The organism is Amycolatopsis sp. TNS106 (assembly GCF_019330265.1).
GTDB lineage: Bacteria > Actinomycetota > Actinomycetes > Mycobacteriales > Pseudonocardiaceae > Amycolatopsis > Amycolatopsis lurida.
In genome coordinates this window covers 7,274,296-7,299,920 of record NZ_CP024972.1, presented here as the reverse complement: position 1 = coordinate 7,299,920, position 25,625 = coordinate 7,274,296, and the positions used below count along the sequence as shown (strand labels likewise).

Below are 25,625 nucleotides of genomic sequence, written 5' to 3'. Positions count from 1 at the left end.
TCAGGCGGGCCGGGTGATCGCGGCCAGCATCAGGGCCCGGAGTTCGGCGGCGACATCGGCGACCGGGAGCGGCGGGGTGTGCGCCTGCCACTCGCGCAGCAGACCGGTCGCCGCGCCGACGAGCGCGATCGCCGTCAGGCGGTAGTCGCGATCCGGCGCCACCCCGTGCGCGGCGGCGTGCCGGGCCTCGGTTTCGATGAACGCGGCCCACCGGTCGACCCATTCCTGGTGCTGTGCCTCCAAAGCGGCGCTGACGCCGACGGCCTCGACGTAATTCAGCCGCGGCATCCGGGGATCCGAGGTGACCGTGCCGACGAAGACGTCCAGCAGTGTCCCGATCCGGGTGACCGCGTCGGCGTCTTCCAGCGTCTCCAGGGTGCCGGTGACGTGCTCCAGCGCGAGCGCGTTGATGCGCTCGTGGAGCGTCAGCAGCACCTTCTCCTTGCTCTCGAACTCCTCGTAGAAGTTCCGCGTCGAGACGCCGGCGCGGGTGCACAACTCGGTGATCTTCGCCTGCCGGTAACCCGTCGAGGTGAACAGGTCCAAGGCAGCCGAGAGCAGGCGTTCACGCCGCTCGGCGCGCCGTTGCTCGGGCGCGACCCCGCCGTAGGTGCGGGCCACTCGACCTCCCCCGATTCGGTAACAGGGATTGCCAGATGCTAGCAACACCGCCTACATTGCGAAAATCTCGATTACCAAACTGGAGGCAACGGTGCTTCGGACAGTTCTGGTTTCAGCCCTCGCAGCCACCCTGATCGGTGCGCCGGCCGCGCAAGCCGCGCCGAGCGCCCCAGGGGATCTGGTCGACTACAAATCGGTCGTCGCCACCGCCCCGGCGAAGGCCTGGAAACTCCACTACCGCTCCACCTCGGCGACGGGACAGCCGAACACGGTGTCGGGCATCCTGCTGGTCCCGCACGCGCCATGGACGAAGGGCGCGCGCCCGCTGGTCAGCTACGCCGTGGGCACCCACGGCCTCGGCGACCGCTGCGCGCCGTCGACCCGGCTGACGAACGGGTCCGAGAACGAAGTCCTCCTGATGAGCCAAGCGCTTTCGCGCGGCTGGGCGGTCGTCGTGACCGACTACGAAGGCCTCGGCACCCCGGGCACGCACACCTACGCCGTCGGTCAGTCCGAAGGCCGGGCCGTCCTGGACGCCGCCCGCGCCGCTTCCCGAGTCCCCGAAGCGGGCCTCTCCAAGACCGGACCCGTCGGCGTTTTCGGTTACTCGCAAGGAGGTCAGGCCGCGGCATTCGCCGGTGAACTGCAGCCGTCCTACGCGCCGGACGTCAACCTGGTCGGCGTCGCGGAGGGCGGGGTCCCGGCGGATTTGAACGCGGTCCTGAAGTTCAACGACGGCGGGCCGGCGTTCGGCCTCGTGCTCGGTGCCGCCGTCGGCTACGCGACCGCTTATCCGGAACTGCCGTTCAACGAGGTGCTCAACGCGAAGGGCGAGCGGGCCGTCGCGAAGGTCAAGGAAGCGTGCACCGTCGAGCTCGGCGCGGCGGCGCCTTTCGCGCGGCTCAACGACTTCACGACCGTGCCGAACGTTTCGTCGGACCCGCGCTGGCAAGCCCGGCTCGGCGAAAACCTGGCGGGCAAGACCAAACCCGGCGCGCCGGTGTTCCTCTATCACGCGTCGCTGGACGAACTGATCCCGCTTTCGGTCGGCAAGGGACTGCGCGACCGCTACCGCGCCCTCGGCGCCGACGTCACCTGGCAGGAATTCCCGCTGCTGGAACACATCGGCGGCGTCTCGGCGGGCGGCCCGGTCGCGATGACCTGGCTGGGCACCAAGTTCTAGCCAACCGGGGGGGGGATGACGCGAAAGCCACTTTCGCAACCTTGAAGGTTGCGAAAGTGGCTTTCGCAACGTCTTCGGCCGCCACACGAGCCCCACCAGCCACTCCTGAGGGAAGCAAGGGACCTTTAGTACCGCTAGGTTTTCTAGCGACGCTAGCGACCGACGCCACCGACACGTGACCAGACGGACAACTCACGTGACCACACGGACGACACGACCGAGGCCGGATTTCGCCGCGTGTCGTCCGTCCAGTCACGCGTGTCGTCCGTCTGATCACGCGTGTCGTCCGAACACGACCGGCATCAGACGGTGCCGAACACCCGGAGCGCGGTCACGGCATCCGGAGCCAGCGATGTCGTGAGCGTTCCGCCCGCGGCCAAAGGCGTACGCGACCACCACTCACCCGAGGCGGCGGGCAGCACCGGCCCGCCCACGACGAGGTCGGTCGCCAGCACCCGCCGCCCCGCCAGATGCGCAAGACTGGAGTCCAAAGTGGAGTCTCCGATCTCCAGCGTCTGCCGCAGCACCGACACGTCCCCCCGCGTGACCTGCTGTGTGGTCACCAAAGACCCCGGCCGCTCACCCGCGCGCCCGAGAACCAGTACCTCCCGCGTATGCAGGTACGCATCATCCGCCAATGCGGCCCGGAACTCGGCGGTGTGCCGAGCACGAGCGGTCACCACGGTCGGCTCCGGCAGATACTCCAGTGACCCGCCCGAATCCACGACGATGTCCACAAGGGACGAACTGCCCTCACCACGCGGCCCCGGCAACGCGATGGTCGCCGCGACCCCGGAAAGCCGCAGCGAAGCACCTGCGCCGACACGGATGGTCAGCTTCAGCTCGTCACCACCCAAGGGCGAGGTCGCCGAATTGACCAGGTGCACCACCGCCGTCACACCGGTGCCCCGCTTGGGAAGCAGCGTGAGCGGCGCCATCGAGCGCAGCTCACGCAGTACGGTCCGGCCGCCCTCGAAGCGGGCGGCCAGCCGTGCGTGCGCCTTCACCCCGCGCGGACCGGGAGCAGCGAGCGGACCCAGTCCGCGACCGCCGGCGCGTTCGGGGTGTCCACAAGGGACTGGGTGATCACGGGCAGCTCACCCCGCATCCGATGCGCGTCCGAGGTCATCACGTCCATGTCCGCGCCGACCAGATGCGCGATGTCGATCTTGTTGATCACCAGCAGATCCGCCGTCGTGACGCCCGGCCCGCCCTTGCGCGGCACCTTGTCGCCGCCCGCGACGTCGACCACGAACACCTGGCTGTCGGCGAGCCCGCGGCTGAACACCGCGGTGAGGTTGTCCCCGCCGCTCTCGATGATCACCAGGTCCAGCCCCGGGAAGCGCTCCTCCAGCCGTTCGACGGCGTCGAGGTTGGCGGTGATGTCGTCGCGGATCGCGGTGTGCGGGCACGCGCCGGTCTGCACGGCCTCGATCCGCGCCGGATCGAGCACTCCCGCCTTGCGCAGGAAGTCGGCGTCCTCGGTGGTGTAGATGTCGTTGGTGACGACGGCGAGGTTCACCTCGTCGCCGAGCGCCCGGCACAGCGCCGCGGTGAGCGCGGTCTTCCCGCTCCCCACCGGCCCGCCGATCCCGATCCGGTACGCGCGCCCCGCGGTCGGCGCCTGCTCGTAGTGGTCGGGTTCCGCGGCGGTCGGGTCGAAGTTGACCGGGTGCACATGTCCGTGACCGTGACCATGTTCAGCTGGCAAAGAGACGCACCTCTTCCTGATGATGCCGGGCGTGTGCCTCGGCGAACAGATCGAGCGCCGGAGACCCCGGCGCCGGGAGATCGGCCGGATCGTCGCCCGCGACCTCGGCCGCGCGCAGGGAGACGTCCCGAACCTCTTTCGCGAGCCTCGCCACGACCGCGTTGACGGCGAACGGGTCGAGACCGAGCAGCCGTACGGCCGCGCTCGCGGGTCCGCTGATCGCGAGATACGCCACCGCCATCGCCGCGTCGAAGGGCACTCCGATCAGCGCTCCGGCCACCACCGGATGATGCGGTCGCGGGGTTTCCTTCAACAGCTGGGACAGCACCGGCGACGGCCAAGCCGCCTTGCCCGCCCTTGCCGTCCCGCGGCCTTGCGCACGGGACGCCTCGCGCTGGGCGAGCGACGGCGTCCTGGCGTCGAGTTCGACGTCGAGCCGCCGCCAGTGTCCACTCTGGACATTCCGCGCGGCGGCGTGCGCCGACGCGGCGGCGAACACCGCGGCCAGCGAACCGGCCGTGCGCAAGCGTCCGGACAGGAACCCCGGCAGATCGCGCTCATGCGTGATCAGCTTCCGGGTGACGGCTTCTTCGAGTCCGCCGGAGTGGACGTGCCCACCCCCGGGGAACCGGGAGTCGGCGATGATGAGCGCGGCGAGGTCCATCAGAACAAGAAGTACCTTTGCGTCATCGGCAGTTCGGTCACCGGCCGCGGCTCGATCAGCTCGCCGTCGACGTGCACGGCGAAGCTGTCCGGATCCACCCGGATGTCCGGCGTCGCGTCGTTCAGCACCATGTCGGCCTTGCCTCGCGAGCGCGTGTTCGAGATCGGCACGAGCTTCCGCGTGATACCGAAGCGCTCCGCCACCCCGCTTTCCAGTGCTTCCGGTGCCACGAAATGGAAACCGCTCGCGGCGGCGACCACCGGGGCCGCGCCGAACATCGGCCGCGCGAGCACCGGCTGCGGCGTCGGGATGGACGCGTTCGCGTCGCCCATCGCCGCCCACGCCGGGAAACCGCCCTTGAGCACCACATGCGGCCGGACACCGAAGAACTTCGGCTCCCACAGCACGAGATCCGCGAGTTTCCCGACCTCCACCGAGCCGATCTCGCGGTCCATGCCGTGCGCGATCGCGGGATTGATCGTGTATTTGGCGACATAGCGACGAGCCCGCAGATTGTCGGCCGCGCCGTCGCCGGGCAGGGTGCCACGCCGCCGTTTCATCACGTGCGCGGTCTGCCAGGTCCGGATGATCACCTCGCCGATACGGCCCATCGCCTGCGAATCCGAGCTCATCATGGAGATCGCGCCGAGGTCGTGGAGGACGTCTTCGGCCGCGATGGTCGTCGGCCGGATCCGGCTTTCGGCGAACGCCAGGTCCTCGGGCACCGACGGGTTCAGGTGGTGGCAGACGACGAGCATGTCGAGGTGCTCGTCGAGGGTGTTCGCGGTGTGCGGACGCGTCGGGTTCGTCGACGACGGCAGGATGTTGGGCAGCCCGGCGACCTGGATGATGTCCGGCGCGTGCCCGCCGCCCGCACCCTCGGTGTGGTACGCGTTGATCGAGCGGCCGCGGATGGCGTCCACTGTGGACTCCAGAAAGCCCGCTTCGTTCAGGGTGTCGGTGTGGATCGCCACCTGGACCCCGGACTCGTCGGCGACGGTGAGGCAGGCGTCGATCGCGGCCGGGGTGCTGCCCCAGTCCTCGTGCAGTTTGAACCCACCCGCACCGGCGGCGAGCTGTTCCCGGAGTGCCTCGTGCCGGACGGTGTTCCCCTTGCCCAGCAACAGGACGTTGACCGGCTGGCCGTCCATCGCCTGCAGCATCCGGCCGAGGTTCCACGCGCCGGGGGTGACGGTGGTGGCCTTGCTGCCTTCGGCCGGGCCGGTCCCGCCGCCGACGAGGGTGGTGAGGCCGGACGCCAGCGCGGTCTCGGTCAGCTGCGGGCAGATGAAGTGGACGTGGCAGTCGATCCCGCCCGCGGTGAGGATCTTCCCGTTGCCGGACAGCACCTCCGTGGACGGGCCGACGACCAGCGCGGGGTCCACGCCGTCCATGATGTCGGGATTGCCCGCCTTGCCGATGCCGACGATCCGGCCGTCGCGGACGCCGACGTCGGCCTTGACGATCCCCCAGTGGTCCAGGATCACGGCGCCGGTAATGATCAGATCCGGCGCGCCTTCGGCCCGGGTCGCCATCCCCTGGCCCATGGACTCGCGGATGACCTTGCCGCCGCCGAACAACATTTCGTCGCCGCTGCCGGACGGCCCCATACTGCGGTCTTCGGTGACTTCGATCAGCAGATCGGTGTCCGCGAGGCGGATCCGGTCGCCGGTCGTCGGGCCGAACAGTTCGGCGTACCGCTCGCGATCGATCGACGGCATCAGTACCCCGTCCGCAATCCGGGCACCGCGCGGTTCCCGGCCAGCGGGACGAGATCGACTTCGCGTTCGACGCCCGGTTCGAACCGCACCGAGGTCCCCGCGGGCACGTCGAGCCGATGTCCACGCGCGGCGTCGCGATCGAATTCGAGTCCCGGATTCACCGCCGCGAAATGGTAGTGCGATCCGACCTGGACGGGCCGGTCGCCGAGGTTCCGCACGAGCAACCGGACCCGCGGCCTGCCCGGATTCAGCTCGACCGGCCCATCGCCGGTGATGATCTCCCCTGGTCGCACTCGCGGCCCTCCCTAAACGATCGGGTCGTGCACGGTGACGAGCTTCGTGCCGTCCGGAAAAGTGGCTTCGACCTGCACGGAATCGACCATCTCCGGTACTCCGCCCAGTACCTGCGCCCGGGAGAGCACCGAACGCCCGCTCGCAACGAGCTCACTCACCGTCCGGCCGTCGCGGGCGCCCTCCAGGACGTGGTCGGTGATCAGCGCGACCGCCTCGGGGTAGTTCAGCAGGACCCCTCGTTCCAGACGTTTGCGCGCTACGTCCGCCGCGACGTGGATGAGCAGTTTGTCCCGCTCCTGGGGGCTCAGGTGCATGGGAAAGGTCTATCACCGGAAACCGCCCGCCGCCGGTTCTCGAAACACAGGATTTACCTCGGCCCCCGGTACACGGAAAGTGAACGGAACCGTAACTCTTCGCGTACGAGCACCGATTTCACTGAATCGTTCTCGTAATCGTGACCGAAAGCACCACATCTTTCGATTGCCCCGCGCCGCGACGTGGAGCAAAGTTTGTCCATCCGTGCGATGAGGCGCGCCTTCGCTGCGTGCAACCCGTCCACGCATGAAACACAAAGCCGGGGAATGCGCATCGAAAGGTTTCACCACAGTGAGTGCCTCCACGATCAGCACCAAGCCGTCCGACCAGGTCGACGACGGTTTCCGACCCGGTCTCGAAGGCGTGGTCGCCTTCAAGACCGAAATCGCCGAGCCCGACCGTGACGGTGGCGCGCTGCGCTATCGCGGTGTCGACATCGAGGATCTCGCCGGCAAGGTGACCTTCGGTGACGTCTGGGGACTTCTCGTCGACAGCCGCTTCGGCCACGGGCTACCGCCCGCCGAGCCGTTCCCGCTGCCGGTGCACACCGGTGACGTCCGCGTCGACGTCCAGGCCGCGCTGGCCATGCTCGCCCCCATCTGGGGCTACCGGCCGCTGCTCGACATCACCGACGACGAAGCGCGCGACCAGCTGGCCCGCGCCTCGGTGATGGCGCTTTCGTACGTCGCCCAGTCCGCTCGCGGCATCGGGCAGCCCGCCGTCCCGCAGACCAGGGTCGACGAGGCGAAGTCGATCACCGAACGGTTCATGGTCCGCTGGCGCGGCGAGCCCGACCCGGCCCACGTCAAGGCCATCGACGCCTACTGGGTCTCGGCCGCCGAACACGGCCTCAACGCCTCCACCTTCACCGCCCGGGTCATCGCCTCGACCGGCGCCGACGTCGCCGCGGCGCTGTCCGGCGCGATCGGCGCCATGTCCGGCCCGCTGCACGGCGGCGCGCCGGCGCGGGTGCTGCCGATGATCGAAGAGGTCGAGAAGACCGGCGACGCGGTCGGCCTGGTCAAGGGCATCCTGGACCGCAAGGAACGGATGATGGGCTTCGGGCACCGCGTGTACCGCGCGGAGGACCCGCGGGCGCGCGTGCTGCGCCGCACCTGCCAGGAGCTCGGCGCGTCGCGTTACGAGGCCGCCGCGGAGCTGGAGCAGGTGGCGCTGAAGGAGCTGCGCGAGCGGCGTCCGGACCACCCGATCGAGACCAACGTCGAGTTCTGGGCGGCCGTGATCCTGGACTTCGCCGAGGTGCCGCCGCACATGATGCCCGCGATGTTCAGCTCGGCGCGCACCGCCGGCTGGGCCGCGCACATCCTGGAGCAGAAGAAGACCGGGCGCCTGGTGCGGCCGTCGGCCAAGTACGTCGGCCCCGAGCCGCGGAAGCCGGAAGAGGTCGAAGGCTGGGACCTGGTGATCAAGCAGTCCTGACAAGCGCTACGAACGGGCCGTTCCTTGCGAAATTTGCCAGGAACGGCCCGTTCATAGCAGCTGCGGGACCGAAGAATCGTGGGCGGCGGTCGCCGAGAGCATGGCCGTGAGCTGGTCGACCAGCCAGCCGTCCAGCACCTCGCGTGGCACGGCGCGCTCCTGCAGCCAGCTCAGCAGCGAACCCTCCACCACCGCGGTCCAGCAGCGCAAGGTCAGCAGCACCATAGGCGAGGGCTCCGACACTCCCAGCGCGTCGAGGATCAGCTCGACGGCCCGGTTGCGGACCTCGTCGATCGCGGCGTCGGTCTCCGAAGTCGCGATCACCGAGCCGCTGCGCAACAGCGCGACATAACCCGCTCGGTAGTGATCGGCGACGTCGATCAGCCCGCGGACGGCGGCCCGCAGCCGGGTTTCGGGCGGGCCTTCTTCGAGTCCGGCCAGGCCGTCGATGAGCCCTTCGGTGACCGTCTTCAGCGCCTCGACCTGCAGTTCACGCAGGCTCGAGAAGTACCGGTAGAACAGCGGCCGCGAAACCTCGGCGCGGGCGATGATGTCGTCGACCGTGACGAGTTCGGGCGCGCGCGAGCCGAACAGGTCCAGCGCGGCGCGGATCAGGTCCTCGCGGCGCGCTTCGGGCGACATCCGGCGAGGGCGCCGGGTCACGGGGTGACGTCCAGTTTCGCCGCGGCCCGCAGCAGTCCGGGGGTGAGCCGGGAGAGGACGAGCGCGGCCTTGGCCTCCGGCGTCGACGGCTGGATCGCCTTGTCCTTCTCGACCGCGCGCAGGATGTCGCGCGCGACCTTCTCCGGGCCGAAACCGCGTTTCGCGTACAGCTTGCTGCTCGACTTCTGACGCCGCTTCTGCTCGATCTCGTCGACGCCGACGAAACGGGTGGTGCTGGTGATGTTCGTGTTCACGATGCCGGGGCAGATCGCGGTGACACCGATGTGCTCGGCGGCGAGCTCGGCCCGCAGACAGATGCTCAGGGTCAGTACGGCGGATTTCGTGGTGGCGTAGGCGGAAAGGATCTTCGACGGCAGATAAGCGGCGGCCGAAGCGACGTTGACGATCTGGCCGCCTTCGGCCCGCTCGCGCATCTGCTCGGCGAAGACGCGGCAGCCGTGGATGACGCCCCACAGGTTCACGTCGATGAGGCGTTCCCAGTCCTCGACCGTCGTGTCGAGGAACGGGCCGGACAGGCCGATCCCCGCGTTGTTGACGACGATGTCCGGGACCCCGAACTCCTCCTTGACCTGATGGGCGAACTTCTCGACCGCCTCGGCGTCGGAAGAGTCCACTGTGTACTCGCCGACGGTGGCGCCCTTGTCCCGCAGGAGTTTCGCGGTGTCCGCCGCGGCCGAACCGTTGATGTCGGTGATGATCAGGTCGGCGCCCTTGTCCGCGAACGCGAGCGCCGTCGCGCGGCCGATCCCGCTGCCGGCGCCGGTGACGACGACGAGCTTGTGCGCGAAGCCGCCGGACCGGGCGCGTTTGAGCGCACGACTCTCCTCGCCGCCTTCGACGTGGTCGATCAGCTCGGCGGTGGCGTCGGCGATCACCTGGGGCTTCTCGCGGACCACCCAGTGCGTGCCGACGATCCGGCGGATCCGGAGGTCCGGCGCCCAGCGCTCGATCTCGGTCTGCAACGGCGTGGTGACGAACTTGTCGCCGGTGGGCGCGAGCACCTGCACCGGGATCTCGGCGGGCCGCGGTCGTGGCCGGGAAAGGCGGGTGAACATGTTGGCGCGGTAGAGGTTGAGTCCGTACAGACCATCCGAAGTGGACGGCGCCGCGGCCGCCGGGTCCATCCGGCCGATGAGCGCGCCCATCGCGCCGGTGCGCCAGAGCAGCTGCGGGATCAACGGGATCTGGAAGCCGAGGATGTAGGTCGAATGCGCCCCTTGGACGAGGGCGTTCTTGAGCCTTTTGGGGCTCGGTCGCACCTGCGCGCGGAACCACGCGCCGGCGTGGTCGAGGCTCGGCCCGGAGATCGACGTGAACGACGCCAGCCGTCCGCGCAGCCTGTCGCCGGTGACCGAATGCCAGGTCTGGATGGAGCCCCAGTCGTGCGCGAGCAGGTGGACCTTACCCTCGGGCTGAACCTCGTCGACGACCGCGGCCAGGTCATCGGACAGCTGGTCCAGCTTGTAGGACGCACGTCCCGAAGGCTTGTCCGAACGGCCCGCGCCGCGGACGTCGTAGACGACGACCCGGTAGCGGCGTTCCAGCTGGGCGGCGATGCCGTCCCACATGGACCCGTTGTCCGGGTAGCCGTGGACGAGCACCACCGTGGGCGCGTCGTCGACGCCGGTCACCCGGACCGAAAGGCGGACACCGTCGCTGGCCGTCACCCACTTGTGAGACATGCTGTCATGTTAGACAACTTGTCAATAAGGCCGCTTTTTCAGGATCAGGCGCCCGATGGTCCACGCCGTGTCGATCACCAGGATGAAGGTCCAGATCCGGCCGATGTTCAACAGCCAGTGACCACTGGAGTTCCAGTACCAGTCGGCAGGGCGAGAGCCGCCGAACAAGGCTTCGACGGGCCAGCTGTAGCCGGCGAACGTCAGCGCCACCTGCGCGACGACGTACACCGCGACATGGACCGTCCAGTTGCGGAGCGGGTTCGCGCGCTTGTTCGGCTCCTCCGTCACCGATTCGGCCGCTTGCGAACTCTCCTCGACCGTGCAGATCACCGGACTTTCCTTTTGTGACACCGTTTTTCGTGGTTCCACGGGAAACTCCGCAACTCCGACACGCCGTACGGCGCCGCGAACCACAAAGGATCCGAAGAGCAGGAGAGCCGCCGCGCCGAAGCAGGCGACACGCCATCCGGCGTCCGAACCGTAGAGCTGCCCCGCCCCGAAGGTGCCGATCGTCGCTCCGAGTAGCGTCGCGCTCTCGTAGATCCCCATCGCACGGCCGAGACTGAGCCCGGCCGCCTCGGCGACCACCGCCTGCTCCACCGGAATGGCTGCCGCGAACGCCGCCGCGGACAGCACCCACATGACCGCGAGTACCGGCGGACTCGGCGCGAAGGACAATCCGACGGCGAAGATCGCGCTCGCCACCATCGCCAGCGCGAGCACCCGCGTCCGGCCGACCTTGCGGACGAAGCCGTGCAGGTAATCCGGCAGCAGGCTGTACACGATGAAGCCGGGGATGAACACCGCGGCGATCTCGCCGAGTTGCAGCTGATGCCCGCGTTGCAGGTGCATCGGGAGCAGGAGGGCGACCCCGGCCTCGGCCATCGCGGTCAACGCGACGAGCCCGAGCATCGGGCGCATCCTCTTGCCCAGTTGCAACAGCCGCGGCGCGCCTTCTTCGCGTACGGGCGCGGATTTCGCGTTCAGCAGGACCACCGCGGCCACCGCGCAGGCCGCCGCGCCGAGCCAGAACACGCCCCGGTAGTCGATCCAGGCGATGGCGGCGAGCGCGACCACGAACGCGATCCACGTCCCGCCGCCTTCGGCCGCGAACAGCTTGCTGAACGCGCCGTCGTCCCTCGCGAGCCCTTCCCCCACGCGAGCCCGCAACGCGACCCAGAACAGCGCGCCGCCCGCGCCGCCGAGAACCGCTGCCAGATAGGCGATCCCGATCCCCGGTGTCACCGCGTAGACCACAAAGGACAGTCCATAGAGGACAGCGCCGACGGCGGCGATCCGACCGCGGTCGAACCGGTCCGCGAGGGAACCCGCGATCGGCCGGACCACGAACGACACCAGTGTCTCCAGCGCCGTCAGCGCCCCGACCTCGGCGGCCGACGCGCCGAGCTGGCTCCCCACCCACAACGGCAGGAGGAAATCGAGAACCTCCGCCGGTCCTTTGGTCAGCGCGGCGGCGAGCTGGTTCTCCTCCGCCCTGCGTTTCTGCGCTACTTCATCCACCCAGTACCCCCTGTTCGAATACGACTGTATTCTAAAGGGCGTCGGGCGGGCAAGCGAAGCGGAGGGGTGACGCAGAGTAAGAGCTGTGTGGAAATAGGGACGCTCAACGTCTCTATTTCCACACACCCCCTCGCGATAGGGACCGTGTGGATTTCAGTGCGTTGGACGACCTGAAAACCACACGGTCGCGGTCCGACCGCCACGGGAGAGGAGGATGCGTCCGTGCCGAAGATCGTGGACCGCGCCGAACGTCGCCGCGAGATCGCCGGCGCCCTCCTGCGCATCGTCGCACGCGAGGGCGTCGAGGCCGTGAGCGTGCGTTCCGTCGCCGTCGAAGCCGGAGTGTCCGCGGGCGCGGTGCAGAAGTACTTCTCCACCAAGGAAGACCTGTTCCGGTTCGCCCTCGACATGACGAGCGAGTTCCTGGAACAGCGCTGGAACACCCTCGATCAGTCCGGCAACCTGCTGGACCTGCTGCTGCGCCTGCTGATCGAGGCGATGCCGCTCGACGAGCAGCGCCGCGCGGAGGTGATCGTCATCAACGCCTTCACCGCCCGCGCCGCCGTCCGGCCGTCGTGGGCCGAGTTCATCCGCACCGGCTACGACGAACTCGCGGAGATCACGACGCAGTACCTCTCGAAAGCGCAGTCGGCGGGCCATGTCCGCGACGACCTCACGGCCGCCGACCTGGCCGATGCCGTCCTCGCCCTCACCGACGGCTTCGCGAACCGGATGCTCACCTCCGCCGACCCCGCCGCACTCCTTCCTTCCCTCGAAACCTCCGTACGCACCCTGCTCACTCCCCGCAATTAGTCACCTACTTGCGCCAGGTCAGACGAGTTACGCACAGGCGTGGGCCGTTGTGGACAACTGAGCCGAAGTCGATCTTGGGACGGCCTTGGTGTCAGCGACGGATGTCATCGTCGGATCATGTCCAGAAGCCACTACGCGGAAGTCGCCGACTTCAGCGGTCCCTTCCTTGGCAGCCGCGCCATCAGCGAAGGTGACATCACCCGTTCACAGCTCCGATCGGGGCCCTACAACCGGCTGTTCCAGAACGTCTACGTGCCGATCCGCATCCCGCAGGATCATGTGCTCCGGTGCAAGGCGGCGATCCTCGCCGCACCCTCCGGCGCGGTACTGACCGGCTGTTCGGCCGCGACAGTGCGCGGTTTCCCGTTCGCCCTCGACAACGATCCGGTCGAGTTCGTCATACCTGAGGAGGAAGGGTTCCATTTCCAGCGTGGGATGTACTTGAAACGATCCCGGTTGATCGGTGAGGATTTCGAGCCTTGGCGAGACGGCCGGATCGCGAGCCCGCTGCGCATGACCATGGACATCTTGTCCAACACCCGGCTCCATCGCTCGTTTCCCCGGGCGGTCGGTCTGGTCGACGCGCTGCTTCATGCCGGATTCATCGAACGCGAACAGCTCGAAAACTACCTCGGGCATCGTCACGACCACGGCATCGTCAGGGCGCGGAAGGCGCTGGCGCTTTCCGACGCGAGAGCCGAATCCATCCCCGAATCCGAGGTCCGGGTCTGGCTGTGGATTCACGACATCGAGGCGGAACCGCAGGTGGAGGTGTACCGCGATCGACGGTTCCTCGGACGCCTCGACCTCGCGATCCGGAAGGCGAAACTCGCCATCGAGTACGACGGCGCTTGGCATTTCGAAGGGGAGCAACCCCACTTCGACTCCGAACGACGGGCACTCATGGAAGCCGACGGCTGGAGATTCGTCGTGATCACGAAAGAGGAGCTGTACGGGGATCCGAAGGGCATGGTCGCTCGCGTCAAGACCGCACTCCGGGCCGGCCGACGCAAGTAGGTGACTAATTGCGAAGCAGGGGGTACACCGGTGTCCATCGATCGGTTGACAACCGGGTTCAGTCCAGCGGACGTCCCGCGCGACCGGGCCCGCACAGCACGATCGAGGTATGAAAACGGCAGTGAGAGTGCGCGGCCTGCGCAAGGAGTATCCGGGCCACACGGCCGTCGGGGGTATCGATCTCGACATCGAGCAGGGCGAAGTGTTCGCGCTGCTCGGCCCCAACGGCGCGGGCAAGACGACGACGGTCGAGATCCTGGAGGGTCACCGCGAACGGACCGAAGGCGAGGTCGACGTCCTCGGCGAGGATCCCGGCACGGCGGGCCGGGCTTGGCGGGCGCGGCTCGGGATCGTGTTGCAGACGGCCAACGACGCCGCCGAACTCACCGTCGCCGAGACGGTCCGGCATTTCGCCCGCTATTACCCGAATCCCCACGACACCGATGAAGTGATCGAGAAGGTCGGACTGACCGAGAAAGCCGGCGCCCGCGTCAAAAGCCTTTCCGGCGGGCAACGGCGTCGTGTGGACGTCGCGCTCGGGATCATCGGGCGGCCCGAGCTGGTGTTCCTCGACGAGCCCACGACCGGGTTCGATCCGGCGGCCCGCCGCCAGTTCTGGGAACTGATCAGGAATCTCGCCCGCGAAGGCACCACGATCCTGCTCACCACCCACTATCTCGACGAGGCCGAGGCGCTGGCCGACCGCGTCGCGGTCATCACTCGCGGGGAGATCGTCGCCGAAGGGACGCCGCAGACGCTCGGCGGCCGGGCGACCGCGGAGGCCACCGTCCGCTGGACCGACGAGCGCGGCGGCCACCAGGAGCGCACCCACTTCCCGGCCAAGCTGATCCGCGAGCTCTCCGCCGACGGCCGCGAGCCGCCGGAGCTGACCGTCCACCGCCCCACCCTCGAAGACATCTACCTCGACCTGATCGGAGAAGCCCGATGAGCACGCTGACCCTGCCGGGCACCTTCTCGCTCGGTCTCGCCCGGGGCGCCGCGGAGATCAAACAGTTCTTCCGCATCCGGGAGCAGGTGATCTTCACCTTCGCCTTCCCGTCGCTGCTGATGATCCTGCTCGGCTCGATGCTGAACACCTCGATGCCCGGCATGGCGATCACCACCGGCCAGGTGCTGGCCGCGGGCATGATCGGCTCCGGCATCGTCTCGACGTCCTTCACCAGCATCGGGATCAACCTCGCGTCCGATCGCGAGCTCGGCGCGCTGAAACGGCTGCGTGGCACGCCGATGCCTGCAGCGTCCTACTTCCTCGGCAAGATCATCCTGGTCGGCTTCACCAGCATCGCGCAGGTGGTGCTGATGTCGATCGTGGGCAGCCTGCTGTTCGATCTGGAACTGCCCACCGATCCGGCGAAACTGCTGACCGCGCTTTGGGTCTTTCTCCTCGGCATCACCGGTTGCACGCTGCTGGGGATCGCCCTCGGCTCGGTCACCAGGACGGTCAGCGGCGCGGTCGCGGTGACCAACCTGATCTACCTCGCGCTGCAGTTCATCTCCGGGGTGTTCGTCACGCCGATCACCACTCTTCCGAAGGTTATGGTCGACATCGCTTCGTTCTTCCCGGTGAAGTGGATCTGCCAGGGCTTCCGCTCGGTGTTCCTGCCGGCCGAAGCCGCGACACAGGAGATGGCGGGGACATGGGAACTTCCGATGGTGGCACTGGTGCTGACGGCGTGGTGCGTCGCGGGGTTGCTGCTGGCGAAGCTGACGTTCCGCTGGTCGAACGAGGGCAGGTGAACGCCTGGGAGCGGTTCTACTGGCTCTGGGAAGTCCTCTTCGGGGTCACCTTCGTCGCGACGACGGCCTTGGTCCTTCTCGAAGACGGGGCGACGACGGGCAAAACGGTCGCGCTCCTGTGCCTGGCCGGGCTCGGCGTGACCTACCTGGTCCGGGGACGCCGCCTCGTCAAAGGCCCGGATTACGACCACACACCTTGGTTGTTCGCCGGGGTGATGATGCTCTTCACACTGGGGGCCGTGTTCGCGTCGGGCACCTCGAGCTTCGTCCTGTTCCTGGTCTGCCCCGTGCTGTACATGACGATGCCGACGAAGACCGCGTCGATCCTCACCACGGCTGCGGTGCTGTCGAGCCCGGCTTCCCTGCTCGTGCGGGGCGGGCTCGACGAACAGCCGGTCTTGCTGCCGATGACGGCGATCCTGATCATCTTCAGCCTCCTCGCCGGCCGCTACACCACCCAGATCATCCAGCAGAGCAAGAGCAGGGCGGCGCTGATCGAACAGCTGAAAGCCAGCCAGGCGGAGGTTTCCCGGCTCTCGCGGGAGGCGGGGACGGCCGCCGAACGCGAGCGCATGGCCCGCGAGATCCACGACACGCTCGCGCAGGGCTTCACCAGCATCGTCACGCTCACCCAGGCGATCGAGTCCGAAATGGACACCGATCCGAAGGCGGCCCGCCGTCACCTGGAACTCGCGGCCCGGACGGCGCGGGAGAACCTGGCGGAGGCGCGGGCGATGGTCGCGGCGCAGGCACCGTCGGCGCTGGCCGCCGCTTCGCTGGAAGAAGCGTTGCGCCGTCAGGCGGAACGGCTGACCGAGGAGACCGGTATCGAGGCGTCGATCGACGTCGACGGCCCGCTGCCCGCGCTCCCGATGGCCACCGAGGTCGTCCTGTTGCGAGGAGCGCAGGAGGCGCTGAGCAACATCCGCAAGCACTCCCGCGCCACCACGGTCTCGCTACGTCTGTCCGTTGTAGACGGACGAGTCCGCCTCACCGTGACCGACGACGGCGCCGGATTCGACCCCGTGGCGCCCGCCGGCGGCTTCGGTCTGCCGGGGATTCGGGCGCGCACCGATCAGGTCGGTGGCATCGTGAGACTGACGAGTCGGCCCGGCGCGGGGACGACGCTGGAACTGGAGGTGCCCGCGTGATCACGATCATGCTGGTCGACGATCACCCCGTGGTGCGGGAAGGCCTGCGCGGCATGCTGGAGGCCGAGCCGGACCTGAGCGTCGTCGGCGAAGCGGGCTCCGGCGACGAGGCCGTCGCGCTGAGCCGGGTCAAGCAGCCGGACGTGATCCTCATGGACCTGCGGATGCCCGGTCTCGACGGCGTCGGCGCGACGCGGAAGATCCTCGCCGACCGGCCTGGCCAGCGGGTCGTCGTGCTCACCACCTACGAGACGGACGCGGACATCCTGCGCGCTGTCGAAGCAGGCGCCTCCGGGTACCTGCTGAAGGACGCTTCGCGCGCGGAGCTCGCCGGTGCGATCCGTGCCGCGTCACGCGGCGAGACGGTGTTGGCGCCTTCGGTGGCCGGGAAGCTCGTGAACCGCGTGCGCAACCCGACGGCATCGCCGTTGTCGGCGCGCGAGATCGAAGTGCTCCGGCTGGTGGCGCGGGGAAGCACGAACGCCGAGATCGGCCGGACGCTCCACATCAGCGAGGCGACGGTCAAGACCCACCTGCTGCGCACGTTCGGCAAACTGGACGTTTCGGACCGCACGGCCGCTGTGACCACCGCTATGCGACTGGGCCTGCTCGGGTAGGCAGAATGCGTCCCATGCTTGCCTCGACCGAATTGGCGCTGCTACGCCGCCTCGCGCACGAGCAATCCTCGTGCCGCGCCCCGTCGATCGTCGCCGCCGTCGTCCGCGACGGGGAACTCGCCTGGTCAGGAGGGCGCGGACGCGTCGACGGCGAGACACCCGGCGCCGACACGCAGTACCGGCTCGGCTCGATCACCAAGACACTCGTCGCGACGGCGGTCATGCGGCTGCGTGACGAAGGCAAGCTCGACCTCAACGACCCGCTGGAGCAGCACCTGCCGGGCACCGCGTTCGGCTCGGCCACCATCGCGCAGCTGCTGTCGCATACCTCCGGGCTGACCGCGGAATCGCCCGGCTCCTGGTGGGAGCGCACGGTCGGCGCCGACTGGGACGCGCTCGTCGAGAGCCTCAAGGACGGCGCGACGCGGCTGCGGCCGGGCAGCAAGTTCCATTACAGCAACGTCGGCTACGGCGTGCTCGGCGAGCTGGTCGCCCGCCACCGTGGTCAGTCGTGGCTCGACGTCGTCCGCGCCGAGATCCTCGGCCCGCTCGGCATGACCCGGACGTCGCCGCATCCCGAAGGCGCGCACGCGAGCGGATTCGCGGTGCACCCCTTCGCCGATCTCCTCATGCCGGAGCCGTCGCCGGACGCGGGCGCGATGGCACCCGCCGGGCAGCTGTGGTCGACGATCACCGACCTCGCCCGCTGGACGTCGTTCCTCGGCGGCCACACCGGCGGCGTGCTCAGCGAGCAGACCGTCGCGGAGATGCGCGAAATGGTCACCGTGGACGACGGCGACGCCTGGACCACCGGGTTCGGCCTCGGTGTCATGCTGGTCCGCACGGAGGGCAGGCGGCTGGCCGGGCACACCGGGTCGATGCCGGGGTTCCTCGCCTGCTCGCTGGTCGACGCGAACGCGGGCATCGGCGCGCTGGTGCTGACGAACTCGACGGCGGGCGTCGGCATCACGCAGCTCTGCCTCGACCTGATGAAGCTGACCGAACAGCACGAGCCCGCCATGCCCGCGGAATGGCAACCGTCCACTGTGGACCCGAAGCTGCTAGAGCTGACCGGGCTGTGGCACTGGGGGCCGACGCCGTACCACCTGCGCCTGCTCCCGGGCGGCCTGTTCTCCCTCGCGCCGACCGACGGCCCCGGCCGCGCGTCACGGTTCGCACCGGTGGGCGAGGACACCTGGGTCGGGCTCGACGCCTACTACGCGGGCGAAACGCTGCGAGTCGGGCGGGACTCGGCGGGGAAGCCGAACCACCTCGATCTCGCGACGTTCATCTTCTCGCGGACCCCGTTCGACCCGGCCGCGCCCATCCCGGGCGGCGTCGACCCCGAGGGCTGGCGCTAACGAAAGCGGATGGCGGCGGTCGTGAACTCACGGCCGCCGTCCGCGCATACGAGGACGTCGCCGTAGTAGGCATCGCCGACGACCCACATCCGGCGCGTTCCGCGCAGTGATTGGGCGAGTTCGTCCGCACAGTCCTCGATGACGAACTTCGCCGGACGGCCGTCGAGAACGACCCACCCGCGCGCGGTCTCGGCGTGCGGGTCCAGCGTGGCGGTGGCCAGCGCCCACGGCCCGAGTACCACGTCGAGGACACGTTCACGGCGGCGGATCGTGTACCGCAGCGCCGCCCACCACTGGCGGATCCTCGGCGAAGAGCGCTCCCCCGGGAGGTCTCCGTGCATCCAGGGCGGCAGGCCCGGGACGAACACGAGCACGAGCGCGCCCACGAAACCGACGATCGCGCCGATCGTGGCGGTGTCGTCCCAGTCGCGGAAGATCCAGTGCCCGCCGAGCCCGAGGAAGTACAGGAGCAGGAAACCCCATCTAGGTCTCCACGGGCCGGGCATCAGGCCGCCGGGGTGTGCCCGACCGCCGCGCCGACGGCCGCGATGAACTTGCGGGCGATGCGCTTGCCCTCGCCCCAATCGACGAAGCCGAACTTCAAGCTCGTCTGGATCGCCAGACCGGAGCCCTCCGTCGTCCGCTCCACCTTCACGGTGACCGTCTGCCCGTAGCTGAAGAAGCCGAGCTTGGTCGAGAAGGTGACATACCCGGCCGCCGCGTCGTAGAACGGGGCCTGCCCCTTGACCGCGTCGACCCCGTTGGGAAGGGCCTGCCACAACGCCTCGGGGGGCACGGGGAAACGTTCGTGCACTGTCGCCATGAAGCGAGAAGCTACCCGCCGGTCGGCGCTGCCGGGAGCCGGTCCGCGAATCCCACATGCCGGACAGGCCGCACCGACTTTCAGCAGGCCCGTCCCGACCTGAGAGACTGGGCACATGACCGACGCACCTGAGTTGACCCTCCCCGCGGACCTGAAGCCTGCCGATGGCCGCTTCGGCTGCGGACCGTCCAAGGTCCGTGACGAGCAGCTCGCCAACCTGGCGAAATCCGGTGCCACCTACCTCGGCACCTCGCACCGTCAGAAGCCGGTGAAGTCCCTCGTCGGCCGCGTGCGTGCGGGTCTGTCCGAATTGTTCTCCCTGCCCGAAGGCTACGAAGTGGTCCTCGGCAACGGCGGGACGACCGCATTCTGGGACGCCGCCGCCTTCGGGCTCGTGCGGGAACGTGCGCAGCACTTCACCTACGGCGAGTTCTCCTCGAAGTTCGCCACGGTGACCAAGGGCGCCCCGTTCCTCGCCGACCCGATCGTCGTCAAGGCCGACCCGGGCAGCGCACCCGAGATCGCCTACGAAGCCGGCGCCGACCTGGTCGGCTGGGCGCACAACGAGACTTCGACCGGTGTCGCGGTGCCGGTGCGCCGCCCCGAAAACCTCACAGCAAGCGATGACGCGTTGATCGCCATCGACGCCACCTCCGGCGCGGGCGGCCTGCCGGTCAAGGCCGAGGACTTCGACGTCTACTACTTCGCGCCCCAGAAGTCCTTCGCCTCCGACGGAGGCCTCTGGATCGCGCTGGCCTCGCCCGCCGCTGTCGAGCGCATCGGCGAGATCGGCGCGAGCGACCGCTGGATCCCCGAGTTCCTGTCGCTGACCACCGCGCTGGACAACTCCCGCAAGGACCAGACGTACAACACCCCGGCGGTGTCGACGCTGTTCCTGCTGGCCGACCAGATCGAGTGGATGAACTCGAACGGTGGTCTCGAGTGGACCACCTCGCGCACCCGCGACTCGTCGACCCGGCTGTACGAGTGGGCCGAGAAGACCGGCTACACGACGCCGTTCGTCAGCGACCCGTCGCTGCGCTCGCAGGTCGTCGGCACCATCGACTTCGCCGACGAGGTGGACGCTTCGGCGGTCGCGAAGGTGTTGCGCGCCAACGGGATCGTCGACACCGAGCCGTACCGGAAGCTGGGCCGCAACCAGCTGCGCGTCGGCCTGTTCCCGGCCATCGACCCGGACGACATCACGAAGCTGACCCAGAGCATCGAGTACGTCGTCGAGCGCCTGGGCTGAGCTAGCTAGCTGTCCGTGAAGGCCTCCTTGAGGGACTCTGGGTCCCTCAAGGAGGCCTTCACGGACAGCAGCACCAGCAGTAGCAGAAGGCCGTACAGCACGAAGGACTCCGTCGCCAGCCACCAGCCGAAGCTCCCGGCGGGCCGCGGCGCGAGCCACATCGGCGCGATGACGAACAGCGCCACCGTCACGGCCGCGAGGGCGTAGGAAACGACCGATCGCGCCCAGATCAGCAGCGCGAGGATCGGCACGCACCAGATCCAGTGGTGCGTCCAGGACACCGGCGACACCAGCAGCCCGCCGATCGCGCACGCCGTCAGCGCGAACACCGGCTCCGCGACGCGCACGATCACGAACGCGGTCAGCGCGACCACGGCGATCGAGGCCAGCACCCACACGACGTCTTCCGCCGAGCCGAGCCCGAACCGCGCGAGCATCCCGCGCAGCGATTGGTTGCCGACGTAGCCGCGATCGCCGATCCGGCCGGTGTCGAAGAGGATGTTCGTCCAGAACTTCGCGGACGCGGCCGGCGCGACCAGGAACATCAGCGCGCCCGCCCCGAGGAATCCGGCCACGACCCGGGCCGCGGAGCGGAAGTCCTTGCGGAACAGGAAGAACAGGATGAAGAAGGCCGGGGTCAGCTTGATCGCCGCGGCGACGCCGATCAGCAGGCCCTTCGTGCGGGCGCGGCCCGGCAGCAGGGCGTCGAGGACGACGATCAGCATCAGCAGCGTGTTGACCTGGCCGAAGCCGAGCGTCGAGCGGACCGGCTCCATGATGCCGCCGACGGCCTGCGCCCCGATCGCCGCCAGGACGGCGATGGCGCGACCCCTTACCGCGGTTCGGTCGGCGAGCGAGCCGTTGAGCGTCGCCACGAAGACGTACACGACGATGCCGCCCGCGATGATCGACGCGAGCCCGACCAGTCGCGTGGCCAGCGCGGCGGACAGCAGCGTGCCGGGCAGGAACACCGCGGCCGCGAACGGCGTGTAGGTGAAGGGCAGCCAGCCCCCGTGCGTCTGCACCCACGCGCCGTAGGGGTCACCCGACTCGACGAGGAGCCGCGCGCCGCCGATGTAGACCTCGAGGTCCTGGCCGTCGAACACCTTGAGGGTGAACAGCACGCCGACCACGACGACTTCGAGCGCGATCAACGCCCCCGCGAGTTTCCGCCCCGACAGTCCCACCAGCACCCGGCGAGATTACCCACCGCTACCCCGCAATTCGGCACCTGGTTGCGGTAGTACGCGCTGCGCACTTTCGCAACCAGGTGCCGAATTGCGTGGTCAGGCCAGGGCTTGGGTCGGCGGGAGCCGCGCCGCGCGCATCGCCGGATAGGCGCCGGCGACGGCACCGACCAGAGCCGAGACCCCGACCCCGCCGAGCAGGGCGCCGACGGGGAGCACCGCCGGCCAGCCCTGGCTCAGCGCGTACCCCGACGTCACCAGCACGCCGACCAGGACACCGGCGATCCCGCCGAGCCCGGACAGCAACACCGACTCGGCCAGGAACTGGCCTCTCACCTGCCGTTTCGTCGCGCCGAGCGCGCGACGCAGGCCGATCTCCCGGCGTCGTTCCAGCACCGAGATCACCATCGTGTTGGCCACCCCGACGCCGCCGACCAGCAGCGCCACCCCGCCGAGCCCGAGGAACAGCGCGCTGTAGGTGTCCTCCGTCAGCTTCTGCGCCTCCAGCGCCTCCGACGGACGGCGCACCTCGACCTCGTTCGGCGCCTCCGGGTTCATCGTCTGCGCGAGCACCGAACGCACGTTCTCGACCTGCGCGTCCTTCGCCCGCAGGTACACGGTGGTCGGATGCCCCTCGAAGTCGAGGAGCCGCTTGGCGGCGTCCCAGCCCACCAGTACCGAGCGCTCGATCTCGGGCGCCAGCGGCGTCGGCCCGAGGATGCCGCCCACGGTGAACCACTTCCCGTCGATGAACACCTGCGGCGGCTTGGCCGGGTCGATGTGGTCGATTCCGAGCCGCGCGGCCGCGACCGACCCCAGCACGACGACCGGGTAGTCGCGAGTGGCGTCACGGAGGAACTGCCCGTCGCGGACGGCCCCACCGATGACGTCGAGAAGGTCCGGGGTCGCCGCGTAGACACCGAGACCGGACGTCTCGTCCTTGTCGATCTTGTCGGTACGCCGCACGGTCGCGCTGGTGATCCCGGTCGCGGAGGCCGCCGTCACCGGGGCGATCCGCTTCGCCATCGGCACCGCGCTGTCCGGCAGGGTCGCGTCGCCGCCGAACATCGTCTTGCCCGGCCCCGCGGTGAGCAGGTTGGTCCCGAGCGCGGCCAGCTGGTCTTGCAACGCCTTCGCGCCCGACGCCGGTATCGCGAGCACCGCCACCATCGCGGCGATCCCGATCCCGATGCCGAGCGCGGACAGCACCGCCCGCATCGGCCGCGTCCGCATCCCGTGCGCGCCGAGATTCAGCACGTCATGCGGGCCGAGCCTGGCCGGATTCGGCGTCGGCGTCTTGTCGGCGACGGGCGCGCTCACACCAGCACCCCCGTCCCGGTGTCGAGCCTGATCCGGCCGTCCCGCAGCTCGATGCGCCGCGGGATGCCCGCCGCGATCTCCCGGTCGTGCGTGATGATCACGACCGTCGTCCCCTGCGAGCTCAACGTGGCCAGCAGATTGAGGATCGCCGCCCCGTTGCCCGTGTCGAGGTTCCCGGTCGGCTCGTCGGCCAGCAGGATCGACGGCGAGTTGACGACCGCCCGCGCGATCGCCACCCGCTGCCGTTCCCCGCCGGAGAGCTCGTTCGGGAAATGGCCGGCCCGATGCGCGAGACCGACCCGGTCGAGCGCGGCCAGTGCGCGCTCATGCCGTTTCCGCCGCGGCACCCCCGCGTACAGCAGCCCCGTCGCGACGTTGTCGACCGCGCTCACCCCCTCGCTGAGGAAGAACTGCTGGAACACGAACCCGATCCACCGCGATCGCAGCGCGGAAAGCTTGCGGTCGGGCAGTTTCGCCACGTCGTGCCCGCGCAGTTCGATGACGCCGCTGGTCGGCCGGTCGAGCGTGCCCATCAACTGCAGCAGGGTCGACTTGCCGGAGCCGGACGGGCCGACGATGGCGACCATTTCTCTGTCCTGAATGGACAGGGAAACCTCGTGCAGTGCCCGGACCCCACCGGGATAGGTACGCGAGGCGCCGCGCACGTCCAGCACCGGGGTCATGAGGTCGTCACCACCCGCATCCCGGCGACGAGGCCGGCACCGCTGATTTCGACGCGGCCGCCGGAGAACAAACCGGTCTTCACCGCGATGAGACGCCGGTTGCCGCCTTCGTCGACCTCGACGGCGTATCCACCTTCGGCGAGCGCGAGCAGCGCTCCGACGGGAACCGCCAACACTCCATTGTGGACTTCCTTGGTGAAGCGCACGGACACGGGCGTCGAATCGAGCGATCCGACGGCGGCGGCATCGTCCAGCTTGATCTTCACCTTGATCTTCGGCTTGCCGTCGTCCTGTCCGGCGCTGTCCTTGCCGGTTTCCGCGACCTTGCCGACCTCGGTGATCGCACCGGTCGTGCGCTTGCCGCCGGTGATGTCGACCCCGACCTTGTCCCCCTCCTTCGCGATGGCCTGTTTGGCGGCGTCGAGCTTGACCTCGACGAGGCGCTCGGTGCCGGTGTACTTCAGGAGTTCGCCGCCGCCGGGACCGCCGAGTTGCGCGGTGACCTGCGAAACCCGGATCTCGCCGGGCGCGAGGACGACGTCGCCCTGTCCGAACGCCCCGGTCTGCTCCAGGCCCAGCGACTTCTGCCACTTCTTGAGCGCGGCGGCGGTGGCCGAGGTGAACTTCTTGTCCGGGGTGCCGAAACCGCCGAAACCGAGCGCCTTCAAGTTCTCTTCCAGCTGCTTGACGTCCGGGCCGTCCGCGGCCCCCTCCGCGAGGTCGCGGAAGAACGGCAACGTGCCGTAGAACAACGGCACCGGTTTGGCGTCGACGCCGTACACGGTCTTGCCCCGGGTGAGCACCGCACCCGCGTCCGGCAGGGACGTGATGGTGCCCTGTTTCCGGCCGGCGAGGGAGTTTTCCGCACCGTAGCCCAGAGTTCCGTTCGCTTCCTCTTCCTCCTGCAGGTCGGTCTTCTCGACCTTCGCGGTCTCGACCGGCGGCGGCGCCTGCCCGACCTGCTGGGCCTCCGACGTGACCCTGGTCAGCACGACCACGGAGATCGTCCCGACCACGACGACGAGTACCGCCGCGATGACGAACCAGCGCGTCCGGCGCGAACGCCGTGCGCCGCCGGGTCCTTCGTGTTCGCTCATTTCGCCGGGGCCGCCCTCATCGTCATGCCGAGACCGCAGGCCTTCGCCGCTTCTTCGAACTTCTTGGGATCACCGCTCGCGTCGCCCAGCGCGATGGCGGCGCCCTTGCCACTGGGCTCGGGATCCGGGAAATCGATGCCGTGCTCGCGCATGCACTTGGCTTCCTTGCGCATCTTGTCGAGCTCTTCCGGCGTGGGCGGCTTGATCTCGCCACCGTTCGGCAGCAGCTTCCGGCACGCGTCGCTCGCGGCCTTCATCTTGTTCTCGTCCGGCCTGCCTTCGCCCGCCTCGATGGTGATCGAGTTCTGCCCGTCGCCATTGGTCTGGGGGTCCGGCATGTCGATCCCGTGCTCGCGCATGCACTTCGCGAAGTTGCGCATCTTGTCCTCGTCGGACACGTTGTCGGCCTGCTTCCCGTCACCGGCGGCGCCGGGCGCCTGCGGCGACGAGATCGAGGCGACCTTGTCGCCGCCGTCCCCGCCACCGCCACAGCCGGCCACCAGCGCGAGGACCGCTCCGGCGATCAGTACCGCCATCGGTCGTTTCCGCATCGCTGCTCCTTCGGTCGTCTTGGCGCACCGATTTCTACGGAGCGGGCGATTCCGGCGCGGTAAGCGAAGTCGCTTATGCCGCGCTTACCGTCCCAGTCAGCGGAACAGCCCTACAGCGAGGAGACGTGTTCGAAGTCGTAACTCGCGTGCTTGGAGCCG

The 25,625-nt window shown here is 68.9% G+C and carries 27 protein-coding genes; 10 read left to right on the top strand and 17 right to left on the bottom strand.

Annotation, left to right across the window (positions count from 1 at the left end):
* A complete protein-coding gene (locus CVV72_RS33700) occupies nucleotides 1–621 on the bottom strand; it encodes a TetR/AcrR family transcriptional regulator (protein ID WP_219147994.1) in 621 nt (206 codons plus the stop codon).
* Nucleotides 622–712: 91 nt separating this feature from the next.
* Here CVV72_RS33700 and CVV72_RS33695 point away from each other — a divergent pair, with 91 nt between their 5' ends.
* Nucleotides 713–1,804, top strand: coding sequence for a lipase family protein (locus tag CVV72_RS33695; RefSeq protein ID WP_219147992.1), 1,092 nt, complete (start codon nucleotides 713–715; stop codon nucleotides 1,802–1,804).
* Between the two features lie 302 nt (nucleotides 1,805–2,106).
* On the opposite strand, the gene CVV72_RS33690 is transcribed toward CVV72_RS33695, so the two are convergent.
* From CVV72_RS33690 to CVV72_RS33665, 6 genes are read right to left on the bottom strand one after another with little or no spacing between them, the layout of a single operon-like run.
* Nucleotides 2,107–2,811: an urease accessory protein UreD gene (locus CVV72_RS33690; RefSeq protein ID WP_219147991.1), complete on the bottom strand. Its 705-nt coding sequence runs from the start codon at nucleotides 2,809–2,811 to the stop codon at nucleotides 2,107–2,109.
* Entirely contained in the window at nucleotides 2,808–3,515 is a 708-nt protein-coding gene (gene ureG / locus CVV72_RS33685) for an urease accessory protein UreG (protein WP_219147990.1), read from the bottom strand. The genes CVV72_RS33690 and ureG overlap by 4 nt, the downstream gene beginning before the upstream one ends.
* Entirely contained in the window at nucleotides 3,505–4,179 is a 675-nt protein-coding gene (locus CVV72_RS33680; protein ID WP_219147989.1) for an urease accessory protein UreF, read from the bottom strand. The genes ureG and CVV72_RS33680 overlap by 11 nt, the downstream gene beginning before the upstream one ends.
* Complete coding sequence (locus CVV72_RS33675; protein ID WP_219147988.1) at nucleotides 4,179–5,900, bottom strand: urease subunit alpha; 1,722 nt, start codon at nucleotides 5,898–5,900, stop codon at nucleotides 4,179–4,181. Before CVV72_RS33675 ends, CVV72_RS33680 begins: the two co-directional genes overlap by 1 nt.
* Nucleotides 5,900–6,193, bottom strand: coding sequence for an urease subunit beta (locus CVV72_RS33670; protein ID WP_219147987.1), 294 nt, complete (start codon nucleotides 6,191–6,193; stop codon nucleotides 5,900–5,902). The genes CVV72_RS33675 and CVV72_RS33670 overlap by 1 nt, the downstream gene beginning before the upstream one ends.
* 12 nt (nucleotides 6,194–6,205) lie before the next feature.
* On the bottom strand, nucleotides 6,206–6,508 hold the full coding sequence (locus tag CVV72_RS33665; RefSeq protein ID WP_037317886.1) for an urease subunit gamma: 303 nt from the start codon (nucleotides 6,506–6,508) through the stop codon (nucleotides 6,206–6,208).
* Between the two features lie 292 nt (nucleotides 6,509–6,800).
* Between CVV72_RS33665 and CVV72_RS33660 the strand changes: the two genes are divergently transcribed.
* Nucleotides 6,801–7,949 (top strand): citrate synthase 2, encoded by a 1,149-nt coding sequence (locus tag CVV72_RS33660; protein WP_219147986.1) that lies wholly within the window; start codon nucleotides 6,801–6,803, stop codon nucleotides 7,947–7,949.
* A 51-nt stretch (nucleotides 7,950–8,000) separates the two neighbouring features.
* Here CVV72_RS33660 and CVV72_RS33655 read toward each other — a convergent pair whose 3' ends face one another.
* The 3 genes from CVV72_RS33655 to CVV72_RS33645 are packed head-to-tail and all read right to left on the bottom strand — an operon-like array spanning nucleotide 8,001 to nucleotide 11,836.
* On the bottom strand, nucleotides 8,001–8,591 hold the full coding sequence (locus tag CVV72_RS33655) for a TetR/AcrR family transcriptional regulator (RefSeq protein WP_219147984.1): 591 nt from the start codon (nucleotides 8,589–8,591) through the stop codon (nucleotides 8,001–8,003).
* A 17-nt stretch (nucleotides 8,592–8,608) separates the two neighbouring features.
* Nucleotides 8,609–10,300, bottom strand: a complete 1,692-nt coding sequence (locus CVV72_RS33650) for an SDR family oxidoreductase (RefSeq protein WP_219154297.1) — start codon at nucleotides 10,298–10,300, stop codon at nucleotides 8,609–8,611.
* A gap of 36 nt (nucleotides 10,301–10,336) precedes the next feature.
* A complete protein-coding gene (locus CVV72_RS33645; protein ID WP_219147982.1) occupies nucleotides 10,337–11,836 on the bottom strand; it encodes an MFS transporter in 1,500 nt (499 codons plus the stop codon).
* Nucleotides 11,837–12,058: 222 nt separating this feature from the next.
* Here CVV72_RS33645 and CVV72_RS33640 point away from each other — a divergent pair, with 222 nt between their 5' ends.
* The 7 genes from CVV72_RS33640 (at nucleotide 12,059) to CVV72_RS33610 (ending at nucleotide 18,553) form a co-directional block, all read left to right on the top strand.
* Entirely contained in the window at nucleotides 12,059–12,649 is a 591-nt protein-coding gene (locus tag CVV72_RS33640) for a TetR/AcrR family transcriptional regulator (protein ID WP_219147980.1), read from the top strand.
* 117 nt (nucleotides 12,650–12,766) lie between these two features.
* Nucleotides 12,767–13,666, top strand: coding sequence for an endonuclease domain-containing protein (locus tag CVV72_RS33635; RefSeq protein ID WP_219147978.1), 900 nt, complete (start codon nucleotides 12,767–12,769; stop codon nucleotides 13,664–13,666).
* Between the two features lie 109 nt (nucleotides 13,667–13,775).
* The gene (locus tag CVV72_RS33630; protein ID WP_255632348.1) at nucleotides 13,776–14,615 is read left to right on the top strand and encodes an ABC transporter ATP-binding protein; all 840 of its coding nucleotides are present in this window, start codon (nucleotides 13,776–13,778) and stop codon (nucleotides 14,613–14,615) included.
* Nucleotides 14,612–15,424 carry an ABC transporter permease gene (locus CVV72_RS33625; RefSeq protein ID WP_219147976.1) on the top strand — a complete coding sequence of 271 codons (813 nt, stop codon included), beginning with the start codon at nucleotides 14,612–14,614 and terminating at the stop codon, nucleotides 15,422–15,424. The genes CVV72_RS33630 and CVV72_RS33625 overlap by 4 nt, the downstream gene beginning before the upstream one ends.
* Complete coding sequence (locus CVV72_RS33620; protein WP_219147974.1) at nucleotides 15,421–16,575, top strand: sensor histidine kinase; 1,155 nt, start codon at nucleotides 15,421–15,423, stop codon at nucleotides 16,573–16,575. Before CVV72_RS33625 ends, CVV72_RS33620 begins: the two co-directional genes overlap by 4 nt.
* On the top strand, nucleotides 16,572–17,192 hold the full coding sequence (locus CVV72_RS33615) for a response regulator transcription factor (RefSeq protein ID WP_219147972.1): 621 nt from the start codon (nucleotides 16,572–16,574) through the stop codon (nucleotides 17,190–17,192). Before CVV72_RS33620 ends, CVV72_RS33615 begins: the two co-directional genes overlap by 4 nt.
* A 14-nt stretch (nucleotides 17,193–17,206) precedes the next feature.
* Nucleotides 17,207–18,553 (top strand): serine hydrolase, encoded by a 1,347-nt coding sequence (locus CVV72_RS33610; protein ID WP_219147970.1) that lies wholly within the window; start codon nucleotides 17,207–17,209, stop codon nucleotides 18,551–18,553.
* Here the strand turns inward: CVV72_RS33610 and CVV72_RS33605 are convergent.
* Together CVV72_RS33605 and CVV72_RS33600 are read right to left on the bottom strand one after the other, a co-directional pair.
* On the bottom strand, nucleotides 18,550–19,059 hold the full coding sequence (locus tag CVV72_RS33605; RefSeq protein WP_219147968.1) for a hypothetical protein: 510 nt from the start codon (nucleotides 19,057–19,059) through the stop codon (nucleotides 18,550–18,552). The two genes, CVV72_RS33610 and CVV72_RS33605, sit on opposite strands and share 4 nt — an antisense overlap.
* Nucleotides 19,059–19,376: a hypothetical protein gene (locus CVV72_RS33600; RefSeq protein ID WP_219147966.1), complete on the bottom strand. Its 318-nt coding sequence runs from the start codon at nucleotides 19,374–19,376 to the stop codon at nucleotides 19,059–19,061. The genes CVV72_RS33605 and CVV72_RS33600 overlap by 1 nt, the downstream gene beginning before the upstream one ends.
* Before the next feature lie 115 nt (nucleotides 19,377–19,491).
* Between CVV72_RS33600 and serC the strand changes: the two genes are divergently transcribed.
* The gene (gene serC / locus CVV72_RS33595; RefSeq protein WP_219147964.1) at nucleotides 19,492–20,628 is read left to right on the top strand and encodes a phosphoserine transaminase; all 1,137 of its coding nucleotides are present in this window, start codon (nucleotides 19,492–19,494) and stop codon (nucleotides 20,626–20,628) included.
* A 5-nt stretch (nucleotides 20,629–20,633) separates the two neighbouring features.
* On the opposite strand, the gene CVV72_RS33590 is transcribed toward serC, so the two are convergent.
* The 5 genes from CVV72_RS33590 to CVV72_RS33570 form a co-directional block, all read right to left on the bottom strand.
* Nucleotides 20,634–21,821, bottom strand: a complete 1,188-nt coding sequence (locus CVV72_RS33590) for a glycosyltransferase 87 family protein (protein ID WP_219147963.1) — start codon at nucleotides 21,819–21,821, stop codon at nucleotides 20,634–20,636.
* Nucleotides 21,822–21,914: 93 nt separating this feature from the next.
* Complete coding sequence (locus CVV72_RS33585) at nucleotides 21,915–23,135, bottom strand: ABC transporter permease (protein ID WP_219147962.1); 1,221 nt, start codon at nucleotides 23,133–23,135, stop codon at nucleotides 21,915–21,917.
* Nucleotides 23,132–23,818: an ABC transporter ATP-binding protein gene (locus CVV72_RS33580; RefSeq protein WP_219147961.1), complete on the bottom strand. Its 687-nt coding sequence runs from the start codon at nucleotides 23,816–23,818 to the stop codon at nucleotides 23,132–23,134. The genes CVV72_RS33585 and CVV72_RS33580 overlap by 4 nt, the downstream gene beginning before the upstream one ends.
* Entirely contained in the window at nucleotides 23,815–24,915 is a 1,101-nt protein-coding gene (locus tag CVV72_RS33575; RefSeq protein ID WP_219147960.1) for a peptidoglycan-binding protein, read from the bottom strand. The genes CVV72_RS33580 and CVV72_RS33575 overlap by 4 nt, the downstream gene beginning before the upstream one ends.
* Nucleotides 24,912–25,466 carry a hypothetical protein gene (locus tag CVV72_RS33570; protein WP_219147959.1) on the bottom strand — a complete coding sequence of 185 codons (555 nt, stop codon included), beginning with the start codon at nucleotides 25,464–25,466 and terminating at the stop codon, nucleotides 24,912–24,914. Before CVV72_RS33570 ends, CVV72_RS33575 begins: the two co-directional genes overlap by 4 nt.
* Nucleotides 25,467–25,625: the final 159 nt, after the last annotated feature.

Coding starts and splice junctions, on each gene's coding strand:
- serC (WP_219147964.1), top strand. CDS start 19,492: ATGACCGACGCACCTGAGTTGACCCTCCCCGCGGACCTGAAGCCTGCC.
- CVV72_RS33580 (WP_219147961.1), bottom strand. CDS start 23,818: ATGACCCCGGTGCTGGACGTGCGCGGCGCCTCGCGTACCTATCCCGGT.
- CVV72_RS33655 (WP_219147984.1), bottom strand. CDS start 8,591: ATGTCGCCCGAAGCGCGCCGCGAGGACCTGATCCGCGCCGCGCTGGAC.
- CVV72_RS33575 (WP_219147960.1), bottom strand. CDS start 24,915: ATGAGCGAACACGAAGGACCCGGCGGCGCACGGCGTTCGCGCCGGACG.
- CVV72_RS33630 (WP_255632348.1), top strand. CDS start 13,776: ATGAAAACGGCAGTGAGAGTGCGCGGCCTGCGCAAGGAGTATCCGGGC.
- CVV72_RS33605 (WP_219147968.1), bottom strand. CDS start 19,059: ATGCCCGGCCCGTGGAGACCTAGATGGGGTTTCCTGCTCCTGTACTTC.
- CVV72_RS33665 (WP_037317886.1), bottom strand. CDS start 6,508: ATGCACCTGAGCCCCCAGGAGCGGGACAAACTGCTCATCCACGTCGCG.
- CVV72_RS33675 (WP_219147988.1), bottom strand. CDS start 5,900: ATGCCGTCGATCGATCGCGAGCGGTACGCCGAACTGTTCGGCCCGACG.
- CVV72_RS33570 (WP_219147959.1), bottom strand. CDS start 25,466: ATGCGGAAACGACCGATGGCGGTACTGATCGCCGGAGCGGTCCTCGCG.
- CVV72_RS33610 (WP_219147970.1), top strand. CDS start 17,207: ATGCTTGCCTCGACCGAATTGGCGCTGCTACGCCGCCTCGCGCACGAG.
- CVV72_RS33625 (WP_219147976.1), top strand. CDS start 14,612: ATGAGCACGCTGACCCTGCCGGGCACCTTCTCGCTCGGTCTCGCCCGG.
- CVV72_RS33600 (WP_219147966.1), bottom strand. CDS start 19,376: ATGGCGACAGTGCACGAACGTTTCCCCGTGCCCCCCGAGGCGTTGTGG.
- CVV72_RS33635 (WP_219147978.1), top strand. CDS start 12,767: ATGTCCAGAAGCCACTACGCGGAAGTCGCCGACTTCAGCGGTCCCTTC.
- CVV72_RS33680 (WP_219147989.1), bottom strand. CDS start 4,179: ATGGACCTCGCCGCGCTCATCATCGCCGACTCCCGGTTCCCCGGGGGT.